Origin of the sequence: Dryocola clanedunensis (assembly GCF_038405435.1) — a bacterium.
In the GTDB taxonomy this organism is placed as follows: domain Bacteria; phylum Pseudomonadota; class Gammaproteobacteria; order Enterobacterales; family Enterobacteriaceae; genus Dryocola; species Dryocola clanedunensis_A.
On the sequence record NZ_JBBYHZ010000002.1, the window covers coordinates 332,518 to 354,883 of the forward strand.

At 58.3% G+C, this 22,366-nt stretch carries 19 protein-coding genes; 13 read left to right on the forward strand and 6 right to left on the reverse strand.

Annotated features, from left to right (window positions below; translation table 11 throughout):
- Window positions 1-292 precede the first annotated feature (292 nt).
- The gene (locus AAE045_RS05590) at window positions 293-1,630 is read left to right on the forward strand and encodes an esterase-like activity of phytase family protein (RefSeq protein WP_455546841.1); all 1,338 of its coding nucleotides are present in this window, start codon (window positions 293-295) and stop codon (window positions 1,628-1,630) included.
- On the opposite strand, the gene AAE045_RS05595 is transcribed toward AAE045_RS05590, so the two are convergent.
- The gene (locus AAE045_RS05595; protein WP_455546842.1) at window positions 1,605-1,805 is read right to left on the reverse strand and encodes a hypothetical protein; all 201 of its coding nucleotides are present in this window, start codon (window positions 1,803-1,805) and stop codon (window positions 1,605-1,607) included. The two genes, AAE045_RS05590 and AAE045_RS05595, sit on opposite strands and share 26 nt — an antisense overlap.
- A 34-nt stretch (window positions 1,806-1,839) precedes the next feature.
- Between AAE045_RS05595 and AAE045_RS05600 the strand changes: the two genes are divergently transcribed.
- From AAE045_RS05600 to AAE045_RS05650, 11 genes are all read left to right on the forward strand, one after another.
- Entirely contained in the window at window positions 1,840-3,438 is a 1,599-nt protein-coding gene (locus tag AAE045_RS05600; RefSeq protein ID WP_455546843.1) for an ABC transporter substrate-binding protein, read from the forward strand.
- A gap of 45 nt (window positions 3,439-3,483) precedes the next feature.
- Window positions 3,484-3,717 (forward strand): DUF2526 family protein, encoded by a 234-nt coding sequence (locus AAE045_RS05605; protein ID WP_455424488.1) that lies wholly within the window; start codon window positions 3,484-3,486, stop codon window positions 3,715-3,717.
- A gap of 242 nt (window positions 3,718-3,959) precedes the next feature.
- The gene (gene atzF, locus AAE045_RS05610; RefSeq protein WP_455546844.1) at window positions 3,960-5,756 is read left to right on the forward strand and encodes an allophanate hydrolase; all 1,797 of its coding nucleotides are present in this window, start codon (window positions 3,960-3,962) and stop codon (window positions 5,754-5,756) included.
- Window positions 5,757-5,765: 9 nt separating this feature from the next.
- A complete protein-coding gene (gene uca / locus AAE045_RS05615; protein ID WP_455546845.1) occupies window positions 5,766-9,383 on the forward strand; it encodes an urea carboxylase in 3,618 nt (1,205 codons plus the stop codon).
- A 70-nt stretch (window positions 9,384-9,453) separates the two neighbouring features.
- Window positions 9,454-10,140, forward strand: coding sequence for a GntR family transcriptional regulator (locus tag AAE045_RS05620; RefSeq protein ID WP_455546846.1), 687 nt, complete (start codon window positions 9,454-9,456; stop codon window positions 10,138-10,140).
- Between the two features lie 19 nt (window positions 10,141-10,159).
- Entirely contained in the window at window positions 10,160-11,431 is a 1,272-nt protein-coding gene (gene urtA / locus AAE045_RS05625) for an urea ABC transporter substrate-binding protein (RefSeq protein ID WP_455546847.1), read from the forward strand.
- 79 nt (window positions 11,432-11,510) lie between these two features.
- Window positions 11,511-13,076 carry an urea ABC transporter permease subunit UrtB gene (gene urtB, locus AAE045_RS05630; RefSeq protein ID WP_455546848.1) on the forward strand — a complete coding sequence of 522 codons (1,566 nt, stop codon included), beginning with the start codon at window positions 11,511-11,513 and terminating at the stop codon, window positions 13,074-13,076.
- Window positions 13,076-14,149 (forward strand): urea ABC transporter permease subunit UrtC, encoded by a 1,074-nt coding sequence (gene urtC, locus AAE045_RS05635; protein ID WP_202301630.1) that lies wholly within the window; start codon window positions 13,076-13,078, stop codon window positions 14,147-14,149. Before urtB ends, urtC begins: the two co-directional genes overlap by 1 nt.
- Window positions 14,149-14,946 (forward strand): urea ABC transporter ATP-binding protein UrtD, encoded by a 798-nt coding sequence (gene urtD / locus AAE045_RS05640; RefSeq protein WP_455546849.1) that lies wholly within the window; start codon window positions 14,149-14,151, stop codon window positions 14,944-14,946. The genes urtC and urtD overlap by 1 nt, the downstream gene beginning before the upstream one ends.
- A gap of 117 nt (window positions 14,947-15,063) precedes the next feature.
- On the forward strand, window positions 15,064-15,762 hold the full coding sequence (gene urtE, locus AAE045_RS05645; protein ID WP_455546850.1) for an urea ABC transporter ATP-binding subunit UrtE: 699 nt from the start codon (window positions 15,064-15,066) through the stop codon (window positions 15,760-15,762).
- A 142-nt stretch (window positions 15,763-15,904) separates the two neighbouring features.
- Window positions 15,905-16,597 carry a GNAT family N-acetyltransferase gene (locus AAE045_RS05650; protein ID WP_455547171.1) on the forward strand — a complete coding sequence of 231 codons (693 nt, stop codon included), beginning with the start codon at window positions 15,905-15,907 and terminating at the stop codon, window positions 16,595-16,597.
- Here AAE045_RS05650 and ydeE read toward each other — a convergent pair.
- Window positions 16,594-17,802, reverse strand: coding sequence for an efflux MFS transporter YdeE (ydeE, locus tag AAE045_RS05655; protein ID WP_455546851.1), 1,209 nt, complete (start codon window positions 17,800-17,802; stop codon window positions 16,594-16,596). The genes AAE045_RS05650 and ydeE overlap by 4 nt on opposite strands.
- Window positions 17,803-17,996: 194 nt before the next feature.
- Here ydeE and eamA point away from each other — a divergent pair, with 194 nt between their 5' ends.
- Window positions 17,997-18,890, forward strand: coding sequence for an O-acetylserine/cysteine exporter (gene eamA / locus AAE045_RS05660; RefSeq protein ID WP_455546852.1), 894 nt, complete (start codon window positions 17,997-17,999; stop codon window positions 18,888-18,890).
- A 55-nt stretch (window positions 18,891-18,945) separates the two neighbouring features.
- Here eamA and AAE045_RS05665 read toward each other — a convergent pair whose 3' ends face one another.
- The 4 genes from AAE045_RS05665 to AAE045_RS05680 all read right to left on the reverse strand — a co-directional run bounded on the left by AAE045_RS05665 (window position 18,946) and on the right by AAE045_RS05680 (window position 22,360).
- On the reverse strand, window positions 18,946-20,175 hold the full coding sequence (locus AAE045_RS05665) for a UxaA family hydrolase (RefSeq protein WP_455546853.1): 1,230 nt from the start codon (window positions 20,173-20,175) through the stop codon (window positions 18,946-18,948).
- Complete coding sequence (locus AAE045_RS05670; protein WP_455546854.1) at window positions 20,168-20,494, reverse strand: UxaA family hydrolase; 327 nt, start codon at window positions 20,492-20,494, stop codon at window positions 20,168-20,170. The genes AAE045_RS05665 and AAE045_RS05670 overlap by 8 nt, the downstream gene beginning before the upstream one ends.
- A 63-nt stretch (window positions 20,495-20,557) precedes the next feature.
- Entirely contained in the window at window positions 20,558-21,319 is a 762-nt protein-coding gene (locus tag AAE045_RS05675; protein ID WP_455546855.1) for an SDR family NAD(P)-dependent oxidoreductase, read from the reverse strand.
- Between the two features lie 27 nt (window positions 21,320-21,346).
- Window positions 21,347-22,360 (reverse strand): zinc-binding alcohol dehydrogenase family protein, encoded by a 1,014-nt coding sequence (locus tag AAE045_RS05680; protein ID WP_455546856.1) that lies wholly within the window; start codon window positions 22,358-22,360, stop codon window positions 21,347-21,349.
- Window positions 22,361-22,366 lie beyond the last annotated feature (6 nt).

Here is a 22,366-nt window from a genome sequence, read left to right on the forward strand (position 1 = left end):
GGTAAAAACCGGAGTTTACCGCTTCAGCGGCGATTTATTTGCCGGGCGCCGGGGTCGTCAGGGGGATGGCGTAATCCCCATGACACGTTCACCGTTCGCAACGGTAGCAGAGATAGCCAGACGTACGGGTGAACGGAATGCCAGCAGGTTAACAGATCCCACCCTGGCGCATGACCGGGAAGAGTTGTGGCTAAGAGACTGCACTCAGGGGGAGACCGCCTTCAGCCGTCATAATTATGTCATCTGACTGTTTTATAACTCCGTGACACCAAAACCACGGATCCGTAAAACAATGAAATTAAAACCCCTTGCGCTGCTGGCTCTTTCTCTTTTCCCTCTGTTAAGCCAGGCCGCTGAGCCTTTGGTTAATCGTTACGTTGTCACCTTTCCGCAGGGTGACCGCGTTGCCTATACCGGCACGTACGCCAGCCAGTTTCCCGACGGCCTGCCGGTGGGCGTAGGCTCCGGACTACAGTTTCTGCGTAAAGAAGGGAACGATCTGATTTTCGCCACGGTGACCGATCGCGGTCCAAATGCCGACTCGCCGAAGGCGGGCAAAAAAGATTCTAAAATTTTTGCCAGTCCGAAGTTTACGCCGCTGCTGATGACCCTCCGCGTGGGCGATGGCAAAGCGCTGGCGACCGACGCCCACCCGCTGCATGACGACCAGGGACCAGTAAGCGGCCTGCCGCTGCCGGAAGGGCTGATTGGCGCAACCAACGAAGTTGCTCTGGATGATAAATTGATGCAGCTGGCGAGTGACAAACGCGGGCTGGACACCGAAGGCATCACGCCGGACGGCAAGGGCGGATACTGGCTGTGCGATGAATACGGCCCGTTTATCGTCAATATTGACGCCAGCGGTAAAATCCTCAAAAAGTACGGCCCGCAGGCGGAACAGGGCGAGCAGGGCGTGGCCGGGGGCCTGCCGAATATCATCAAATGGCGACAGGCCAACCGTGGGTTTGAAGGGATAACGCGGATGCCGGACGGGCGCATTATCGCCGCCGTGCAAAGCACGCTGGATATCGACGGCAAAAGTAAAAACAGCGCGCTGTTTACCCGCCTGGTCAGCATCGACCCTGCTACCGGCAAAACGGCGATGTACGGCTACCCAATCGATGCCGACGTTTACAAGAAGGCCAAAGATGCCAAAATTGGCGACATCGTGGCGCTGGACGACCACCGCATTCTGCTGCTTGAGCAGGGCGGCGATAAAAACAAAGTCATGCGCAATCTGGTCTACGTTGTCGATCTTTCCCAGGCTACGGACCTGAGCGGGTTCGATAAAGAGCAGGCGCCAGAGTTTAACGATGCGCAGCAGCTTAAGTCGCGCGGCATCAGGCTGGCGGAAAAGAAAGAGGTGCTGGATCTGCGCAAGCTTGGCTGGCAGCAGGAAAAAGCCGAGGGCATGACGCTTATCGATAGCCAGACTATTGCGGTCATCAACGATAACGACTTTGGCCTGCAGCCGGTGCTGGATAACCCGGACGACTATGAGGTGGACGGCAAAGGGCACCTGACCCGCGACGGCAAAACGGTGGAGACTAAAATCGGCCTGAAGCCGCTGGAGAAGCCGCAGTCGCTCAATGAGCTGTGGGTAATTAAGCTGCCGGAAAGTCTGAAGTAACGTTATTCCTGTTCGCCCTCTTCCAGTCCGGCAGAGGGCGCACAACCCCAGCTTTATCTCCTGCCGCTGCTGCCAAAATAAGCAAAAAACGCTCAAAATGAATAACAAGATAGACTTTTGTTATTTGCCGCCCGCGCCCGCCTGTGTTGATATTAATATTCAAAATAATAATCACACTATCCATTTGGCAAACTAATAAAGGCAACGCTATGTCTACAGGGAAAACGCTTCTCGGGCTGCTGATCGCCGCTCTTTCCACCGTCGGTGCCGCGTATGCCGCGCCTGCCAGCACGCTGATTTACTGCTCCGAAGCCTCGCCGGAATCTTTTAACCCGCAGATCGCCAGCTCCGGGCCGACCTTTGTCGCCAGCTCGCAGACGTTGTATAACCGCCTGATTACCTTCCGTCCGAGCGATAATATGCCCGTGCCGTCGCTGGCAACGGAGTGGAAAATCAGCCCGGACGGCAGGACCTACACCTTCACGCTGCGCAAAGGCGTGAAGTTCACCAGCAACAAATACTTTAAGCCGACGCGTGACTTTAATGCCGATGACGTTATTTTCTCGGTGATGCGCCAGAAAGATGCGAACCACCCTTATCACAAGGTTTCGCAGGCGAACTACGAATACTTCAACGACGTCGGGCTGGACAAGCTCATCACCGACGTGAAAAAAATCGACGACTATCACGTGCAGTTTACGCTGAGCGAGCCGAATGCGGCGTTCCTTGCAGACTGGGGCATGGACTTTGCTTCAATTCTGTCCGCGGAATATGCGGATGCGATGATGAAAAAGGGCACCCCTGAACTGGTGGATACCCAGCCCATCGGCACCGGGCCGTACGCGCTACAGGAATATAAGGTGGACTCCCTGATCCGCTACGTCGCGAACCCGAACTACTGGGGCGGCGAAGTGCCGACTAAACACCTGATCTTCTCGATTACGCCAAACGTGCAGACTCGCCTGGCGAAGCTGCAGAAGAACGAGTGTCAGATTATCCCCGCGCCGAGCCCGGTTCAGTTCGATGCTATCAAAGCTAATAAAGACCTTGCGCTGCACTCCATTGACGGTCTGAACGTGGGCTACCTGGCATTCAACACGACTAAAAAACCGTTTGATAACGTGCTGGTTCGCCAGGCGCTTAACTACGCGGTGGATAAAAAAGCCATCGTTAACGCCGTGTTCATGGGCTCCGGCTCCGTTGCAAATTCGCCAATTCCGCCGACCATGATGGGCTACAACAAAGACCTCAAGGATTACAGCTACGATCCTGAAAAAGCGAAGGCGCTGCTGAAGCAGGCCGGGCTTGAGAAGGGGTTTGAAACCGATCTGTGGTCAATGCCGGTGCAGCGCCCGTATAACCCGAACTCCCGCCGCATCGCGGAGATGATTCAGGCGGACTGGGCGAAGGTGGGCGTAAACGCCAAAATCGTCACCTTTGAGTGGGGCGAATACCTCTCCGGCATGCGCAAAGGGGAAGACTCTTCGGCGCTGTTCGGCTGGATGTCCGACAACGGCGACCCGGATAACTTCGCCGATACGCTGTTAGGCTGCGGCAGCATCGAGAGCGGCTCGAACGTCGCCCGCTGGTGCGATAAGGGCTACGACGCGCTGATCCAGAAGGCGAAGCTGACCAGCGACCCGGCTGCCCGTGCGAAGCTCTACGAGCAGGCGCAGGAGATTTTCTATCAGCAGGCGCCGTGGATCCCGCTGGCCAACGGCAAAACATTTTATGCCACGCGCAGCAACGTGAGTGGGTATAGTGTCAGCCTGAACGGCAGTGATTTTTCGAAGGTAAAGATTAACTAACCGGTGGATAAGCGAAAGCGTCATCCACCGACAAGAGGAGAAACCATGGCACATCTGGACGACGTTATCGCACGCGTAGACGCGCAAATTGCTGAGTGCAGCATTGAGCATATGAACGAACTGCTGATTGAGCTGAGCGACGATGCGGAATTAAGCCGTGAAGATCGCTATACCCAGCAGCAGCGTCTGCGCACCGCCATAGCGCACAAAGGGCATCACACTCGCGAAGAGGCGGAGCATCGCCGGGAAGAGTTAACCAAAGGCGGCACGATTATTTAGCAGATTTTACGGTGGATGACGCTTTCGCTATTTTTATTAAGTAAGGCGGATAAGTATCAGCGTCATCCATCGCTTGCACCACGTAAACGTTAATTAATCGAAATTCCGCTCTACAATAGTGCAAATATAAAATAAGAAAATCTTATATTTAATCTATCTCGCTGAATTAAAACCATAATAAATAACTGGCACGCTTAATGCTTTAACAGTCTCATCTTGTATACCAGATGGGATGCCAGCTTATGTCAGTTTCCACCATATCCGAATGGGTCGCGTTTTATCGCCAGCAGCCGCAGCAGCTGGTGGCGGCTTATCAGAGCCTGGATGCTAATTTATCCCGCGAAGACAGCGCGTGGATATATATCGCCACGCATGACGAAATATATTCTCAGTTAACCTCGATATTCCAGCTGATTAATTCCGGCGAAAAGCAAGTTAATGACTTCCCGCTATTAGGCGTGCCTTTTGCCGTGAAAGATAATATCGATGTCGCCGGCATGCCCACCAGCGCGGGCTGTCCGGCCTTTACTTATCTGCCGGAGCAGGACGCAACGGTCGTCGCCCGGCTGAAAGCGGCGGGGGCAGTTGCCGTCGGCAAAACGAATCTCGATCAGTTTGCCACGGGCCTGGTCGGCACCCGTTCGCCGTTTGGCGCGGTGCAGAACGCTTTTAATCCTGAGTATGTCAGCGGCGGCTCCAGCTCCGGTTCTGCATCAGCGGTGGCTCGCGGGCTGGTTTGCTTTGCGCTGGGGACTGATACCGCCGGTTCGGGCCGCGTGCCAGCGGGGTTCAATAACATCGTGGGCCTTAAACCGACCAAAGGCTGGCTTTCTGCCCACGGCGTGGTTCCCGCCTGCCGCCTGAACGACTGCGTGTCCGTCTTTGCCCTAACGGTTGCCGATGCGCAAACCGTGGCTGCGGTAGCGGGCGGATACGATCCACAGGATCCCTATTCCCGTGCAAATCCGAAATCGGCCCCGGCTCGCTTCAGCGATAAACCCCGCTTTGCCATCCCGGACAAGCTCGAATTTTTCGGCGACAGGCAAAGCGAAGCAGCGTTTGCTAAATCGCTGGCACGGCTGCGGGAGCAGGGCGCAGAGCTGGTTGCCATCGACTTCGGCGATTTTAACGCGCTGGCGGAGCAGCTTTATAACGCTGCCTGGGTTGCCGAACGCACCGTAGCGGTGGGTGAAATCTTCAAAAATCAGCCGGAAGAGATGGATCCGACCGTGCGCGGCATCGTCGCTAACGGCCTGAACTTCAGCGCCTGCGACGCCTGGCAGGCGGAATATACCCGCGCCGAACTCTCCCGGAAAATTAACGCCCGGCTGACGGAGTTTGATGCGCTGGTCGTGCCAACCTCGCCAACTATTCACACCATCGCGGAAATGGCGCAGGAGCCGGTGCGTTACAACTCGCAGTTTGGCACCTACACCAACTTCACCAACCTTGCCGATCTCTGCGCGCTGGCGCTGCCGGGGGATTTTCGGGATGACGGCCTGCCTGCCGGGATCACGCTGATTGCCCCAGCATGGCACGACCAGGCGCTGAGCCACTTTGGCAGCGCATGGCAGTCCGCGATAAATCTACCTTTAGGCGCCACGAACATAGCCATGCCGGATGCGGCGGCGGAAAAACCGTCTGCGGATCACGTCCGTGTGGCGGTGGTTGGCGCGCACCTGCGCGGCATGCCGCTGAACCATCAGCTCACCACGCGCAGCGCGGTTTTCATCAAAGAAGCCCGTACCGCCGACAACTACCGCCTTTACGCCTTAGCCAATACCCAGCCCGCAAAGCCGGGCCTGGCCCGCAGCCAGCAAGGGCAGCCGATTGCGCTTGAACTGTGGGACATCCCGCTGGCGCGCTTTGGCGAGTTTGTGGCGGAAATTCCCGCGCCGCTCGGCATTGGCACCCTCACGCTTGATGACGGCACCACCGTGAAAGGGTTTATTTGCGAATCGTCGGCCCTTGCTGACGCCACGGATATCACCGCGTGGGGCGGCTGGAAAGCCTGGCTTGCCCGTCACCACAGCGCCTGAGGAGGAAATATGTTCAGCACAGTCTTAATTGCCAACCGTGGCGAAATCGCCGTTCGCGCTATCAGAACGCTTAAGAAAATGGGGATTACCAGCGTAGCGGTCTATTCCGACCCGGATGCAAACGCGCAGCACGTGATGGACGCTGACGTTGCCGTCGCTCTTGGTGGTGAAAAGGCGGCGGAGAGCTACCTGGATATCGACAAAATTCTCGCAGCGGCAAAACAGAGCGGCGCGCAGGCCATCTTTCCCGGCTACGGCTTCCTGTCTGAACGAGCCGAGTTCGCACAGGCCTGCGAAGAGGCCGGGATTGTCTTTATCGGCCCGACGGCGGCGCAGATCCGTGATTTTGGCCTGAAGCACTGCGCCCGGGACCTGGCCTTCAAAGCCGATGTGCCGATGACGCCGGGCACCGGGCTGCTGCTCACTCTGCAGGAAGCGCAGCTGGCGGCGGCAGAAATTGGCTATCCGGTGATGCTGAAAACCACCGCTGGCGGAGGCGGCATTGGCCTTACCCGCTGTGACGATGAGGCAGGGCTGACGGAAGCCTGGGCCAGCGTAAAGCGCATGGGACAGCAGTTTTTCAGCGACGATGGCGTCTTTATCGAGCGGTTTGTCGACCGGGCGCGCCATCTTGAAGTGCAGATCTTCGGCGATGGCAAAGGCAAAGTGGTGGCGCTTGGCGAACGCGACTGCTCGCTGCAGCGCCGCAACCAGAAAGTGGTGGAAGAAACCCCCGCGCCAAATCTGCCGCAGGCCACACGCGAGGCAATTCATGCCGCCGCAGTTGCCCTGGGTGAATCCGTTAACTACCGCAGCGCGGGCACCGTGGAGTTTATCTACGATGCGGCTCGCGATGCGTTCTATTTCCTGGAAGTGAATACGCGATTGCAGGTAGAGCATCCGGTTACCGAAATGGTCACCGGCCTGGATTTGATTGAGTGCATGGTGAACGTTGCCGCTGGCGTAACGCTGGACTGGCAACGCCTCGCGCTGCCGCCAAAGGGCGCAGCGATTGAAGTACGGATTTACGCCGAGGACGCGCTAAAAAACTTCCAGCCAGCTCCGGGCGTATTGACGGACGTTTGCTTCCCCGAGGACGTTCGCGTGGACGGCTGGGTGAGCACCGGCAGCGAAGTCAGCGCCTTCTATGATCCGATGATCGCCAAAGTGATCGTCCACGGTGACGATCGTCAGCAGGCGTTAAGTAAACTGAACGAGGCGCTGGCGGCGACCCGTCTGCACGGCATCGCCACCAATCTGGACTACCTGCGCCAGATTGTTCAGCTGGCGGAATTCAAAGCCGGCGTGATGTGGACGCGCCTGCTGGATACGGTTGTCTACGAAGCCCATGCGATAGAAGTGCTGGAGCCGGGCACCTGGAGCAGCGTGCAGGACAGCCCTGGCCGCCTCGGCTACTGGGACATCGGCGTGCCGCCATCCGGCCCGATGGACGACTTCGCCTTCCGTCTGGCAAACCGCATAGTTGGTAACCATCCTGCCGCTGCCGGGCTGGAGTTCACCCTACAGGGCCCGACGCTGCGCTTCCATAGCGATGCGACTATTGCCCTGACCGGCGCAGACTGCCCGGCGACTGTTGACGAGGAACCTGTCCCGTACTGGCAGCCGGTAATCATCAAGGCCGGACAAACGCTCAGGCTTGGGCGCGCCACCACGGGCTGCCGCACTTATCTGGCCGTTCGCAACGGGCTGGACGTGCCGGTTTACCTCGGCAGCCGCTCCACCTTTGCGCTCGGGCAGTTTGGCGGCCACGCCGGGCGCACTTTGCGCGTCGCGGACGTGCTGGCTATTTCGCAGCCTAACCTGCCAGCCTGCACCACGCCTTCGCCTATCTCTCTGCCGCAAACGCCGGAACCGGCTGTTATCCCGCAGTACGGTGAAGTATGGGAAATCGGCGTGCTCTACGGCCCGCACGGCGCGCCGGACTTCTTCACCCCTGAATCCATGCGGACTTTCTTTGACGCGGAATGGCAGGTTCATTACAACTCCAACCGCCTCGGCGTGCGGCTGGTCGGGCCTAAGCCGGAATGGACGCGGGCCGACGGCGGCGAGGCCGGGCTGCATCCTTCCAACGTCCATGACTGCGAATACGCCATTGGCGCGGTGAACTTCACCGGCGACTTCCCGGTGATCCTGACGCGGGACGGGCCGAGCCTCGGGGGATTTGTCTGTCCGGTCACCATTGCTAAAGCGGAGCTGTGGAAGGTCGGGCAGGTGAAGCCGGGCGACCGCATTCGTTTCCACGCCATCACTTTTGAACACGCGCAGTCGCTGGAAATCGCACAGGAGGTGGCGGTCACCAATCTTCTTCATGTTGCCACGCTGCCGGACCTGCATCCGGGAATTTTGCCCGATACCACATCCAGCGCGGCGATCCTGGCTGAACTGCCCGCGCAGAGCGGCTTCCCCGCCGTGGTTTACCGCCAGGCCGGTGATAATTACGTGCTGATTGAGTACGGCGATCAGGTACTGGATCTGGCCCTGCGCCTGCGCATCTACCTGCTGATGAAGGCGATTAAGCAGGCCAATGCGAACGGCGTTGAGGAGCTTTCGCCCGGCGTGCGGTCGCTGCAGGTGCGCTATGACAGCCAGCATATCTCCCAGACGCAGCTTTTGACGCTGTTGTTAGGGCTGGAGAAACGGCTCGGCGACGTCACAAAACTCAAAATTCCTTCACGGATTGTGCATTTGCCGATGGCCTTCGAAGACAGCGCCACGCTGGCAGCCGTTGAGCGCTACAAAGAAACCGTTCGCGCAGATGCGCCGTGGCTGCCCAACAACGTCGATTTTATCCAGCGCACCAACGGGCTGGCGAACCGCGACGAAGTGAAGCAGATCCTCTTCGACGCCAGCTATCTGGTGCTGGGCCTGGGCGATGTTTATCTCGGCGCGCCTTGTGCCGTGCCGCTGGATCCGCGCCACCGTTTACTCAGTTCTAAATACAACCCGGCCCGCACCTGGACCGCAGAAGGCACGGTCGGGATCGGCGGCATGTACATGTGCATCTACGGGATGGATTCGCCGGGCGGCTATCAGCTGGTCGGACGCACGGTGCCAATCTGGAACAAGTTCCTCAAAAACGAGCAGTTTGGCGACGAGCCGTGGCTGCTGAAATTCTTCGACCAGGTGCGCTTCTACCCGGTAAGCGAAGACGAACTGACGGCATTCCGTTCGGCCTTCCGGGAGGGGCGTGCGCAGGTTCGCGTCGAGGAGGTCGAGTTTGATTTTGCGCAGTACAGCCAGTTCCTGGAGGACAACGCCGAGGATATCGCTGACTTCCGCAGTCGTCAGCAGCTTGCCTTTAACAGCGAGGTCGCCCACTGGAAAGAGCAGGAAAGCGCCGCCGTGGAAAGCGCAATGCAGGCGGAGCAGGAGATTCTGGAGGATCAGGAGGGGCATCTTGTCAGCGCCGATCTGAACGGCAACATCTGGAAGATCCTGGTGGAGCCGGGCCAGAGGGTAAAGCAGGGCGAAGCGCTGATCGTGGTGGAGGCCATGAAGATGGAGCTGCTGGTGGCCGCGCCGTGCGACGGGACGGTGACGCGCATCAGCTGCCAGCAGGGCCGCCCCGTGGGGCCTGGGGACGCGCTGCTTTGGCTTGAAGCTTAACGGTGGATGACGCTGCGCTTATCCACCCTACGGCTGGCGGAAAAGTGCGCGTCTTCCGCACGGGGAAACTATGCAAACCAGTAAAAAACCTGAAGGCATCGCAGAGCGCATCTACCGCCAGCTGAAACAGGAGATTTTCGATTTCCAGCTGCTGCCGGGAGACCGCTTCAGCGAAAACGATATCGCAAGGCGGCTGGACGCCAGCCGTACCCCGGTGCGCCAGGCGCTGTACGCCCTGGAGCAGGAAGGATACGTCGGGGTGCAGCCCCGCAGCGGCTGGCAGATCAAAGCGGTGGATTTTGACTACCTGGAATCGCTCTACGACCTGCGGATTGTGCTGGAGCTTGAAGCGGTGAAGCGGCTGTGTGCGCTACCGCCGGAGGTGAAGCCGCTGCCGCTGCAGACGCTGAAGCACTTCTGGATTGACTCTCCGCAGCTGGCGGACGGCGGCGAGGTTGCCAGCCACGACGAGGCGTTCCACATGACGCTGGTAGATGCAGCGGGGAACCCTGAAATGGCGCGGGTTCACCGCGACATCACCGAAAAAATTCGTATCGTGCGGCGGCTGGATTTTACCCAGCGGCCACGCGTCAGCGCGACGTATCACGAGCACGGGCAGATTTTGCTCGCCATTTTAGACCGTCATTTTCAGGAGGCGCAGAGCCGTTTACACGACCACATTGCCGCAAGTCAGAAAGAGGTTCGTCAGATTACTCTCCATATGCTTCAGCAGGCGAAGCGTGGGGTTTTTCCTTAATACTTTTGGAGTGACAACTATGCACCGTCGTACCTTTGTTAAAGCTTTTGCGCTCTCTGCCTCCGTTATCAGCATGGGGCTGGCGTTCAGCGCGCAGGCCGCCGACACCATCAAAGTCGGCATTATGCACTCGCTGTCCGGCACCATGGCCATCTCTGAAACGCCGCTGAAGGACGTGGCGCTGATGACCATCGCGGACATTAACGCGAAGGGCGGCGTGCTGGGGAAACAGCTGGAGCCGGTAGTGGTCGATCCGGCGTCTAACTGGCCGCTGTTTGCAGAAAAAGCGCGCCAGCTGCTGAGCCAGGATAAGGCGGCGGTGGTCTTTGGCTGCTGGACGTCGGTGTCGCGCAAATCCGTGCTGCCGGTGTTTGAGGAGCTGAACGGCCTGCTGTTCTACCCGGTGCAGTACGAAGGGGAAGAGATGTCGCCAAACGTATTCTACACCGGCGCGGCCCCTAACCAGCAGGCTATCCCGGCGGTGGAATACCTGATGAGCGAAGACGGCGGGGAGGCGAAACGCTTCTTCCTGCTGGGCACGGACTACGTTTATCCACGCACCACCAACAAAATTCTGCGCGCGTTCCTGCATTCCAAAGGCGTTCAGGACAAGGATATCGAAGAGGTCTACACGCCGTTTGGCTACAGCGATTACCAGACCATCGTATCCAATATCAAAAAATTCTCCGCCGGTGGCAAAACCGCGGTGATCTCCACCATCAACGGCGACTCCAACGTGCCGTTCTATAAAGAGCTGGCTAACCAGGGCCTGAAAGCTACGGACGTTCCCGTCGTGGCGTTCTCCGTAGGGGAAGAGGAGCTGCGCGGCATCGACACCAAACCGCTGGTGGGCAACCTTGCCGCGTGGAACTACTTCGAATCCGTGGATAACCCAACCAACAAGCAGTTTGTTGCCGAGTGGAAGGCCTACGCCAAAGCCCACAAGCTGCCGAACGCCGACACCGTGGTGACCAACGATCCGATGGAAGCAACCTACGTCGGCATTCATATGTGGGCGCAGGCGGTAGAAAAAGCGGGCACGACGGACGTGGATAAAGTCCGCGAGGCGATGGCAGGACAGACCTTTAAGGCACCTTCCGGCTTCACGCTGACCATGGATGCCACCAACCATCACCTGCACAAACCGGTAATGATCGGCGAAATCGAAAATAACGGCCAGTTCAACGTGGTGTGGCAGACCGAAGGCCCGGTTCGCGCCCAGCCGTGGAGCCCGTTTATCACCGGCAACGACAAGAAATCTGACGCGCCCGTGAAGACGGCGAGCAACTGAGTCAGACCCGCCGGGAAGGCGCTGCGCCGTGTAGGGTGAATAAGCGCAGCGCCATCCACCAAAAAAACAGGAGACGACCATGAAACTAGTCCGCTGGCTGCTTATCGTAGCCTGGCTGCTGCCGTGTTTCGCCCGCGCGGGGGATGCCGAAGATTTTGCGGCGGCTAACCGCAGCCAGCAGGCTAAGCTGCTGCAAAGCTGGGCCGCCGCACCTGACGCCGCTCGTCTGCCGCTGCTTAGCGCGCTCGCGCAGGAGAATCTGGTCACGGACGAGCAGCACCACGCGTTTGCGCAGAATGACGCCGCGCTGTCGCCGTTGGGTGACGTCAAATCCCCGGTCGGAGAGGTAAAAAAACTCCGCCTCACCAACCGCCTTCGCGTTCTGGCGGGCAGCGCGCTGGCCAGCCATCGCCTGGTAAGTGACAACGTAACTGAAAGGCTGGGGGCAGCACAGGCGCTTCAGCGCGATGCCGACGCCGATCTCCTTCCTCTGCTGGAACAAAGGCTTAAAGTCGAAGAGGACAGCGATGTTCGTGCTGCTCTTGCGGGCGCCGTAGCCCGGCTCCAGCTGGCAAGCCCGGATGCAAAGACCAGGCTTAGCGCCGTTGAGCTGCTGGGACATTCCGCTGACCCGGATACCCAGGCGTTGCTCAAGCCGCTAACAAACCCGCAGGCTGAGCCTGACGAACAGGTGCGAAAGGCGGCGGATGAGGGGCTGCAAAAAATCCAGCACCGGCTGATGCTCGGCGACATCCTGGGGCAGGCGTTCATGGGCTTATCCCTCGGCTCGATTCTGCTGCTGGCGGCGCTGGGCCTGGCGATTACCTACGGCCTGCTGGGCGTTATCAATATGGCCCACGGCGAAATGCTGATGCTGGGCGCCTATTCCGCATGGCTGGTACAGACCGCCTTCCAGCACTACGCGCCCGCCTGGCTGACTTTCTACCCGGTTGTGGCGCTGCCGGTCGCCTTTGCGATTACCGGCGGCATCGGCATGGCGCTTGAGCGCACGGTGATCCGCCATTTATACGGCCGCCCGCTGGAAACGCTGCTGGCGACGTGGGGCATCAGCCTGATGCTGATCCAGATTGTGCGCATGGTGTTCGGCGCGCAGAACATGGAGGTGGCTAACCCGGCGTGGCTTTCCGGCGGCGTGCAGGTTTTGCCGAATCTTATCCTGCCGTGGAACCGGCTGGTGGTGCTGGGCTTTGTGATGCTGGTGCTGCTGTTCACCTGGCTGCTGCTCAATAAAACCCGGCTGGGCATGAACGTGCGGGCAGTGACGCAAAACCGCGCCATGGCGGCCTGCTGCGGCGTGCCTACCGGGCGCGTCGATATGCTGGCGTTTGGCCTAGGCTCCGGGATTGCCGGGCTGGGCGGCGTGGCGCTTTCGCAGCTCGGCAATGTCGGGCCGGAGCTTGGCCAGGGCTATATCATCGACTCTTTCCTGGTGGTGGTGCTCGGCGGCGTCGGGCAGCTTGCCGGCAGCGTTGCCGCCGCCTTTGGTCTGGGCATCTTCAACAAAATCCTCGAGCCGCAGATTGGCGCGGTGCTGGGGAAAATCCTCATCCTTGTGCTGATTATTCTGTTTATCCAGAAGCGTCCACAGGGCCTGTTCGCGCTGAAAGGGAGGGTAGCTGACTGATGAGCCTGCCGCTGACTTTAACCGTGACCCGCCGCGCGCCTCGTTTTAGCCTGGTGCTGGGAACGCTGCTGGTGGCGCTACTGCTGACGCTGCCGTTTTTAACGCTGCTGCCCGCCGGGCATCCGCTGAGCTTATCGACATACACGTTAACGCTGGTGGGCAAAATACTCTGCTACGCCACGGTGGCCGTGGCGCTGGATCTGGTCTGGGGCTACGCCGGGCTGCTTTCTCTCGGGCACGGCATTTTCTTTGCCCTGGGCGGCTACGCGATGGGGATGTACCTGATGCGCCAGGCCGCAGGCGACGGGCTGCCCGCGTTTATGTCGTTTCTCTCCTGGAGCGAACTGCCGTGGTTCTGGTGGGGAACGCAGCACTTCGCCTGGGCAATGGCGCTGGTCGTGCTGGCGCCGGGGCTGCTGGCGCTGGTATTCGGCTTCTTTGCCTTCCGCTCGAAAATCAAAGGTGTGTATTTCTCAATCATGACCCAGGCACTCACCTATGCGGGGATGCTGCTGTTCTTTCGTAACGAAACCGGCTTCGGCGGCAACAACGGCTTTACCGGTTTTACCACGCTGCTGGGGATGCCAATCACCGCGACCAGCACGCGCATCGGGCTGTTCATCGCCACGGTGATCCTGCTGATCGCCTCGTTGGGCATTGGTTTTGCCCTTGCACGCAGCAAGTTTGGCCGCGTGTTGACCGCCGTGCGCGACGCGGAAAACCGGCTGGTGTTCTGCGGGTACGATCCGCGAGGTTTCAAACTGCTTGTCTGGACGTTATCCGCCGTGCTTTGTGGCCTGGCTGGCGCGCTGTACGTGCCGCAGGTGGGGATCATCAACCCTGGCGAAATGTCGCCGACTAATTCCATCGAGGCGGCAATCTGGGTGGCGCTGGGCGGGCGCGGCACGCTGATTGGCCCCATTCTCGGTGCGGGCCTGGTCAACGGCGCGAAAAGCTACTTCACCATGGCGGTGCCGGAATACTGGCAGCTGTTCCTCGGGCTGATTTTTATCGTCGTTACGCTGTTCCTGCCGCGCGGCGTCATCGGATTACTGCGCAGGAGGGATAAATAATGCAGCCAGGCGAACCGTTGTTTACCCGTCAGCACCTGACGGACCGCTACCGCGACCAGACGGATCCGATCCTGATGCTTGAAAACATCAACGTGAATTTTGATGGTTTCCAGGCGCTGACGAACCTGTCGCTGAACATTGGCGTGGGCGAGCTGCGCTGCGTGATTGGCCCGAACGGCGCGGGGAAAACCACGCTGATGGACGTCATCACCGGTAAAACGAAGCCGCAAACGGGTAAGGCGTTTTACGACCAGTCTACGGATTTAATGCGCCTGGAGCCTGCCGATATTGCCAGGTGCGGAATAGGGCGCAAGTTTCAGAAGCCAACGGTGTTTGAAGCGCTGACGGTGTTTGAAAACCTGGAGATTGCGCAGAAAGCGGATAAATCCGTCTGGGCAAGCCTGAAGGCAAAGCTCAATTCAGAGCAGCGCGACCGCATTGACGAAATGCTCACCACGCTGCGCCTGAGCGCCGAACGCAGCCGCCAGGCGGGGCTGCTGTCCCACGGGCAGAAACAGTTTCTGGAAATCGGCATGCTGCTGGTGCAGGAACCTCATTTGCTGCTGCTGGACGAACCCGCAGCGGGGATGACCGACGCGGAAACGGAATACACCGCAGAGTTATTTAAAAACCTCGCGGGCAAGCATTCCCTGATGGTGGTGGAACATGACATGGGCTTCGTTGAAACCATCGCCGACCACGTAACGGTATTACACCAGGGTCAGGTGCTGGCGGAGGGATCGCTGCGCGAAGTGCAGGCCAACGATCGGGTGATAGAAGTCTATCTGGGGCGATAGTTTCGTCCCTCACCCCGGCCCTCTCCCTGCAGGGGAGAGGGGGAAAACCATACCAATCCAGTTCCCTCGCCCCTCAGGGGAGAGGGTTAGGGTGAGGGGTATAAAAGGAGATGAGAAATGCTACAAGTTAACGAACTCAACCAGTTTTACGGCGGCAGCCACATCCTGCGCGGCGTATCGTTTGAAGCAAAAATCGGCGAGGTTACCTGCCTGCTGGGGCGTAACGGCGTGGGAAAAAGCACGCTGCTTAAATGCCTGATGGGGCTGATCCCGGCGAAATCGGGCAGCGTCAGCTGGCAGCAGAAAAATATCACTTCCCGTAAACCGCATCAGCGGGTCCAGGCGGGCATTGCCTACGTGCCGCAGGGAAGAGAAATCTTTCCCCGTCTGACGGTAGAGGAAAACCTGCTGATGGGGCTTTCACGCTTTGCGGGGCGGGACGCTAAGCAGGTGCCGGAAGAGATTTATCAACTTTTCCCGGTTTTGAAAGAGATGAAGCTGCGTCGCGGTGGCGATCTCTCCGGTGGGCAACAGCAGCAGCTGGCGATTGGCCGTGCGCTGGCATGCAGACCGCAGCTGTTAATTCTTGATGAGCCGACCGAGGGCATTCAGCCGTCGGTGATCAAGGAGATAGGCCTGGTCATCAGCCAGCTTGCCGCAAGAGGCGATATGGCCATTCTGCTGGTGGAGCAGTTCTACGATTTTGCCGCCGGGCTGGCGGACAGCTATCTGGTGATGTCACGCGGTTCGATTGTGCAGCGGGGAGCGGGAAGGGATATGGAAACGGAGGGCGTTCGCGGGCTGGTGGCAATCTAAAAAGTGGTCTTACAGAATGACGCCTTTCTGGCCCTATGGGTAAGGCCACTTTAGCACTATAGTCAGGGTCACCGCTCACCGTTCCCGGAGGTTTGTTTTGACTGGCTCTGTAAATGAATATCTGCAACCGATTGGCGACGCGATGCCCGACTGGCAGGCGCGTCCTCTTCCCCAGCGCGTGGTGCTGGAGGGAAAATACTGCCGTCTTGAACCTCTGGATCCCGAAGCCCACACAAAGTCGTTGCTCAAAGCCTGGGGCAAGGCGCAGGACGGTCGCGACTGGACCTATCTGGGCATAGGGCCGTTTGCCAGCGAAGCGCAGTTTGCGGAGCACATCGTGACTACGGCCGCGAGCAGCGATCCGCTGCATTACACCATTATCGACAATGCGACCGGACACGCGCTGGGCACGATTGCGCTGATGCGTATCGACCCGACAAACGGCGTGATGGAAGTGGGCTTTGTGACTTTTTCACCGGAGCTGAAGCGCACCGTGCAGGCCACGGAAGCACACTATCTGCTGATGAAGTATGCTTTTGACGAGCTGGGCTATCGCCGCTATGAGTGGAAGTGCGACAGCCTGAACGCCCCGTCGCGCAGCGCCGCCCTGCGTCTTGGCTTTCGCTTTGAAGGCGTGTTCCGCCAGCTGCTGATCTACAAAGGCAGAACGCGCGACACGGCCTGGTTTTCCATTATCGACGGCGAATGGCCGCTGGTTAAGGAAGCATTTGAGGCCTGGCTGTCTGACGCCAATCTGCCAGCGGGCAAGCAGCAGCGCACGCTTTCCAGCCTGCGTGAAGAGCTGGCCGCGCAGATCCCGCGAGATTTGCTTTAAAACATGGAGGGAATGGTCGGTGACTTCACGGCCATTCCCCGCACAATCATGAAATAAGCCAGCGCAATCGCCGCCATCAGCACCACGAAAAGCATCGACGGCGAAAACCACGTCAGCAGCAGCCCGGTGATCATCGGATTACAGGCTCCCCCCAGCCATCCCAGCTGCTGGGCCGCGAAGTAGCTCGCCTTCAGGCCCGACGGGGCGATGTTATCCACCAGCATATACTCCCCCGGCGCGTAAATAAGTTCCCCGACGGTGAACACGGCGGCGGAAATCCCCCACAACAGCAGGTTGCTTCCCGAAAGCATAAAACCGGCCAGCCCGGCCATAAAGAACAGGGTGCCGCAGAACATCAGTTTCCTGATGTTATCCGGGCGGATTCGCTTTCCTACCATGTACTGAAAAACAACCACCACAAAAGCGTTCACCGGCAGCACCACGCCGACGACTTTTTCCGCGAGGCCAGAGTCGGAAATGGCAATTGCATACTGCGACAGGCAGGCGGCAAAAGATCCGTAGACCAGCGAGCCAAGAAACGCCGAAAGGGTGAAATACATCAACGCCCGGTCTTTCAACATTGTGCGCGGTGAAAGCACCGTGGTGCCCGGCTGCGCGTTTTCGTTAACCGGGGCGCTGCGCACATAGCGGCTGATGAGAATAAACGGGATCACCGCCGTCAGGCCGGAGAGCCAGAACGGCAGGTTAGTGCTGTAAAGCACCGCAAGCGTGCCGATCGGCGGCCCAACCGTCCAGCCGATGTTGGCAAACGTGTAGTTGAGCGAGAAGATTTTCGGCTTCTGGTGGATTTCCAGCGTGTCGGAAAAATAGCCTTTCAGCACCGTGGCAAAGACGGAGTAGGCGCAGTTGATCAGCGAGTAAAACACCACGACCAGCACGGCATTATTGACCAGCGGAATAGCGATAAAACCGCCGAGGAAGAGAGCAATCGACAGCAGCATATAGATTTTTTTATCGAATTTATCCGCAAGAATGCCGAACCACAGGCTGAAGACAACGCCTGCCGTCAGGGCCAGCGTCAGAGCAAAGCCGATCTCTTTTAGCGGCATGCCGTACTGGCGGGACAGATAAATCGTCATAAACGGCAGGGTCAGGCCGCGTCCCACGGTGAGCAGCAGGGAGGCGATAAGTAACACGCTTGTTGATAATGCCTTACCGGAAAACCACTTCTTATAGATCGTCATTTTATCGTTATCATGGGGATCGCGCTGTCAGATCGTCAGATTTATCATGAAGAAACAGGCGTGTACAGGTACTGATTATGGCAGGTGCACGCCATAGCAAATCTGTATGGCAGTCATTAATTGCGATCTGTATCTGTTCAGCGCGCTGTTTTAGGCATAGGTTTTAACAAAATTATTACTAACAGGGGCAGGGTATGACGCGTAAAGACGGATTGCTGGCGATGCTGGTGGTCGTAGTGTGGGGACTTAATTTCGTAGTGATTAAAATGGGGCTGCACAATATGCCGCCGCTGCTGCTGGCAGGGTTACGCTTTTTGCTTGTCGCATTCCCCGCGCTGTTATTTGTCGCCCGTCCCCGCATCCCATTTCGATTACTTGCGGCCTATGCCCTGACCATCAGCTTTGGGCAGTTCGCCTTTCTGTTCAGCGCTATTAAATTCGGCATGCCTGCCGGGCTTGCGTCGCTGGTATTACAGGCGCAGGCATTTTTCACCATTATTCTGGGGGCCTTTGCCTTCCGGGAACGTTTACAGACGAAACAGATTGCCGGTATTGCGCTTGCGGTCATCGGCGTGCTGATCCTGATTGAGGGCAGCCTCGGCGGCGAGCACGTCGCGCTGCTGGGCTTTATGCTGACGCTGGCGGCGGCGTTCAGCTGGGCGTGCGGCAACATCTTCAATAAAAAAATTATGCAGCTGGCCTCACGCCCGCCGATCATGTCGCTGGTGGTATGGAGCGCGCTGATTCCGGTTATACCGTTCTTTGTAGCAAGCCTGCTGATGGACGGCCCGGCGGTTATGCTGCAAAGCCTGGTGGCTATCGATTTTGTCACCGTCGCGTCGCTGGTCTATCTCGCCTTTGTCGCCACCATCGTTGGTTACGGCATCTGGGGCAGCCTGCTGGGCCGCTATGAAACCTGGCGTGTTGCGCCGCTGTCGCTGCTGGTGCCGGTAGTCGGCATGGCCAGCGCCGCTCTGCTGCTGGACGAAACGCTGTCTGCCACACAGCTGGTCGGTGCGGCGCTGATTATGGCGGGGCTGTATATCAACGTGTTTGGGTTAAGAATTCGTAAGCCAGTGGCGGGATAAAAACGATGGGTGACGCTGCATGCAGGGCGAATAAGCGCAGCGTCATCCATGCTAATTAACTTTCGCAACGAAGGGGGATGAGCACCTCTTTGCTCTGGTATTTGTAGGGGATGAAATACTCTTTATGCCCTTGCTGCTCGCTCTTGCTCATTTTGCCGCGGGCAATCGCCATCACCAGCTCGGCGATCTCTGCGCTCAGCTCGTCCTGCGAAATGTCGCCGCTCAGGACACGGCCCGCGTCCACATCCATATCATCAATCATATTTTCGTAGGTCTGGCTGTTGCCGGTGAGTTTAATCACCGGGGCTACCGCCGAGCCCACCACGCTGCCGCGCCCGGTGACGAAGAAGATGATGTGGCTGCCGCAGGAGATCAAATCCATCAACCCTTCGTTGTCATTAGGGTTGGTGATGCCGAACTGCATCCAGTGCGGGTCTGGGGTAGAGTCGAGCAGCCACAGGCCTTTGTGCTTTGGTTTGCCGCTGACCTTCAGCACGCCCTGAATCGGGCGCGAGCCGCTTTTTATCACCGCCCCCATGCTTTTTTCTTCGATGGTAGACAGACCGCCGGCAAAATTGCCTGGGCTGACGGAATACTGGCGCACAGATTTACAGTACTCCAGCGCCTTATTGTAGGTCGCCACAATTTCGCTTCTGGCCGAATCGCTGGCGGCGCGGGAGGAGAGGAGGTCCAGCAGCCCGATGGCCTCGACGATCTCTTCGAAAATAGCGGTGCCCCCGGCGTCAACCAGCCAGTCGTAAAAATTACCCACGGCGACGTTACCCGCAAGCCCGCTGGTGTAGTCGCTGCCGCCGCATTCGCTGCCGATGATTAAGTCATTAAACCCCATCGAGCTTCGCGGCGTGCTGGCCAATTTTGTCTTCATTTCGCGGATGTTTTTCACCCCGCGGGCAACGCTGCTTTTCGTTCCGCCGGCCTGCTGGATAAAGAACCAGCCGCTGGGCTTGCCCTCTTCGCGGGCGATATTGCTCAGCCACTCTGGCTGGATGTATTCACAGCCCAGGCCCACGGCGAGGACGGCACCCACGTTGGGATGACGGATCAGCGAGATGAGCATCCTCACGGCGTATTCGTTATCGGTACAGCCGGAAAACCCAACGACCTCAACTTCCGGGTCGTTTATTTCAGCGACGATTTTATCCGCCACAAAATGCGCGCACTCAACGGTGTAGATCACGAGGATTTTATTACGAATACCCTGGGTGCCGTTTTGCCGCTGATAACCTTGCCAGGTCATGTTTTTAAGCAGATCTAATCTATTCATATTTCACATCCTTAGGCGCTCCGGTCACGACATCGAGATGAGATGACCGCTCATCGTAGTTGCTGCGCATAACGTGCAGATGCACCCAGTCGCCCTGGCGGATATCCCGGGTGGCACAGCCAATGCTGATGCCGTATTTAATAATTTGTGCGCCGCAGGGGATCGGTAGCAGGGCAATTTTATGACCCATTTTGATGGCTTCGTGGGCCTCCACGGTGGCGACGGCCGCACCACGCAGCTGTGCCAGACCTGGGCTTACCGGGGTAAGGGCCGTGGCGACGTTGTCTGCCTGATTAATCTTGTAGACGACCTGCTCCATATTTTCTTCCACTCTTATCAGGATGAAGAAACGCCACCGGTAAACGTCCGGTGGCGCAGAGAATCAGAAGCCGATAAGCGCGCCGCCGTCGACGACCAGCACCTGGCCGCTGACGAATGCTGCCGCGTCGGAAGCCAGGTAGGTTGCCGCCCAGCCGATATCCTCCGGCTTGCCAAATTTCTTCATCGGCGTGCGGCCCAAAATTTTATTTTTGCGCTCGTCATCGCCTTCGATGGCTTTGCGCAGCATTGGCGTGTCAATCCAGCCGGGCGCGATACCGTTAATACGGATCCCGGCACCGGACAGCTCGGTGGTCAGGGCTCGGATAAGCCCAAGATAGGCAGACTTCGCCGCCGCATATCCTGCAACGTACGGCTGGCCGAGGAACGAGGTCATTGAGGCAGTAAAGAGAATGCTGGCGTTGCCGTGCTGCTTCATATGCGGCACCAGCGCTTTGGTCAGGGCAAACGCGCCGACGACATGCACGTCCAGCACGGATTCAAAATCTGCCACGCTCATCTCTTCGATAGGCTTTTTACAGTGGTTACCCGCATTGTTGACCAGGATATCTATCTGGCCGACTTTGCCGAGCAGGGCATCGATAAACGCAGGTGCTTCGTTCGTTTTGCTGACGTCAAATTGCGCGGCGATTGCCTGCGGGCCGAGGCGTTCAGCGGCCTGTTTCGCCAGCTCGCCGTTCAAATCGGCAATCACGACTCTGGCCCCGCTGGCAATCATACATTCCGCCATGGCGTAGCCCAGGCCGCTGGCCGAGCCGGTGATAAGGGCGGTTTTACCTTCCAGTGAAAATGCGTTCTTAAGCATGATTATATTTCCCGGTTGAGTGAGTATTCAAAGGTTGATGAGGATCTTGGTTATCGCGCCAGGGTCGGCAGCCCAGGCCGCAAAGGCTTCCCCGGCCAGCTCCAGCGGATAATGCGCGCTGATTATCTGGTTCAGGGGGTAACGGCCCTGTTCCATTAGCGCCTGTACCGCCCGGAAGTCGCTGGCGGTAGCATTGCGCGAACCGCGAATATCCAGCTCTTTGAGTAAGAACACGGCGCTGTTAAAGGTGACGGGGTATTTGGCGTAGCCGACATAGACGATACGTCCGCTGAAGGCGACCAGCTCACTGGCCTGTTCAATCGTGGAGCTCTGGCCGACGGCTTCAATAACCAGCGCCGGGCCTCGTCCCTGATCGATCTTTTCCAGCTCTCCGGCCAGGTCCGTAAGCTTGCTGTTAATAAATACCGCCGCGCCGCAGGCACGGGCAACGGCCTGCTTGCGGTCGTCGATATCAATAGCGATGACCCTGGCTCCCTGGGCGGCGGCGGCCGTAATAGCCCCCAGCCCGATCACCCCGCAGCCTATCACCGCCACCCATTCGCCAATCTGAATGGCGCCCCGACGCGCGGCATGCAGTCCCACGGCCAGCGGTTCGACCAGCGCCAGCTCGTCGCAGCTCAGGGCATTGTTGACCTGCACCTTAGCGGCAGGAACAACCAGCTTTTGTGACATGCCCCCCGCGCGCTGCACGCCGAGCGTCTGATTGTTTTTGCAGGCGTTAGGCCTTCCGGCCAGGCAACTGCTGCAAACGCCGCAGTCCGTACAGGGCAGGACAACAACGCGGTCCCCCGCGGTGACGGTAGTGACACTTTTTCCGACGCGCAGCACTTCACCACCAATTTCATGGCCTGGAATACAGGGATAAACAACGAGCGGGTTAAAACCGCGGTAAGTATTTAAATCTGAACCGCACAGGCCAACGCGCTGCACATGTACCAGCACGTCGTTCTCTCCAATTGTGGGTTCGGGGAGTTCTACAAAGTGGGTAAGACTATTTTTATCAATTGTTAATGCTTTCATAATGTC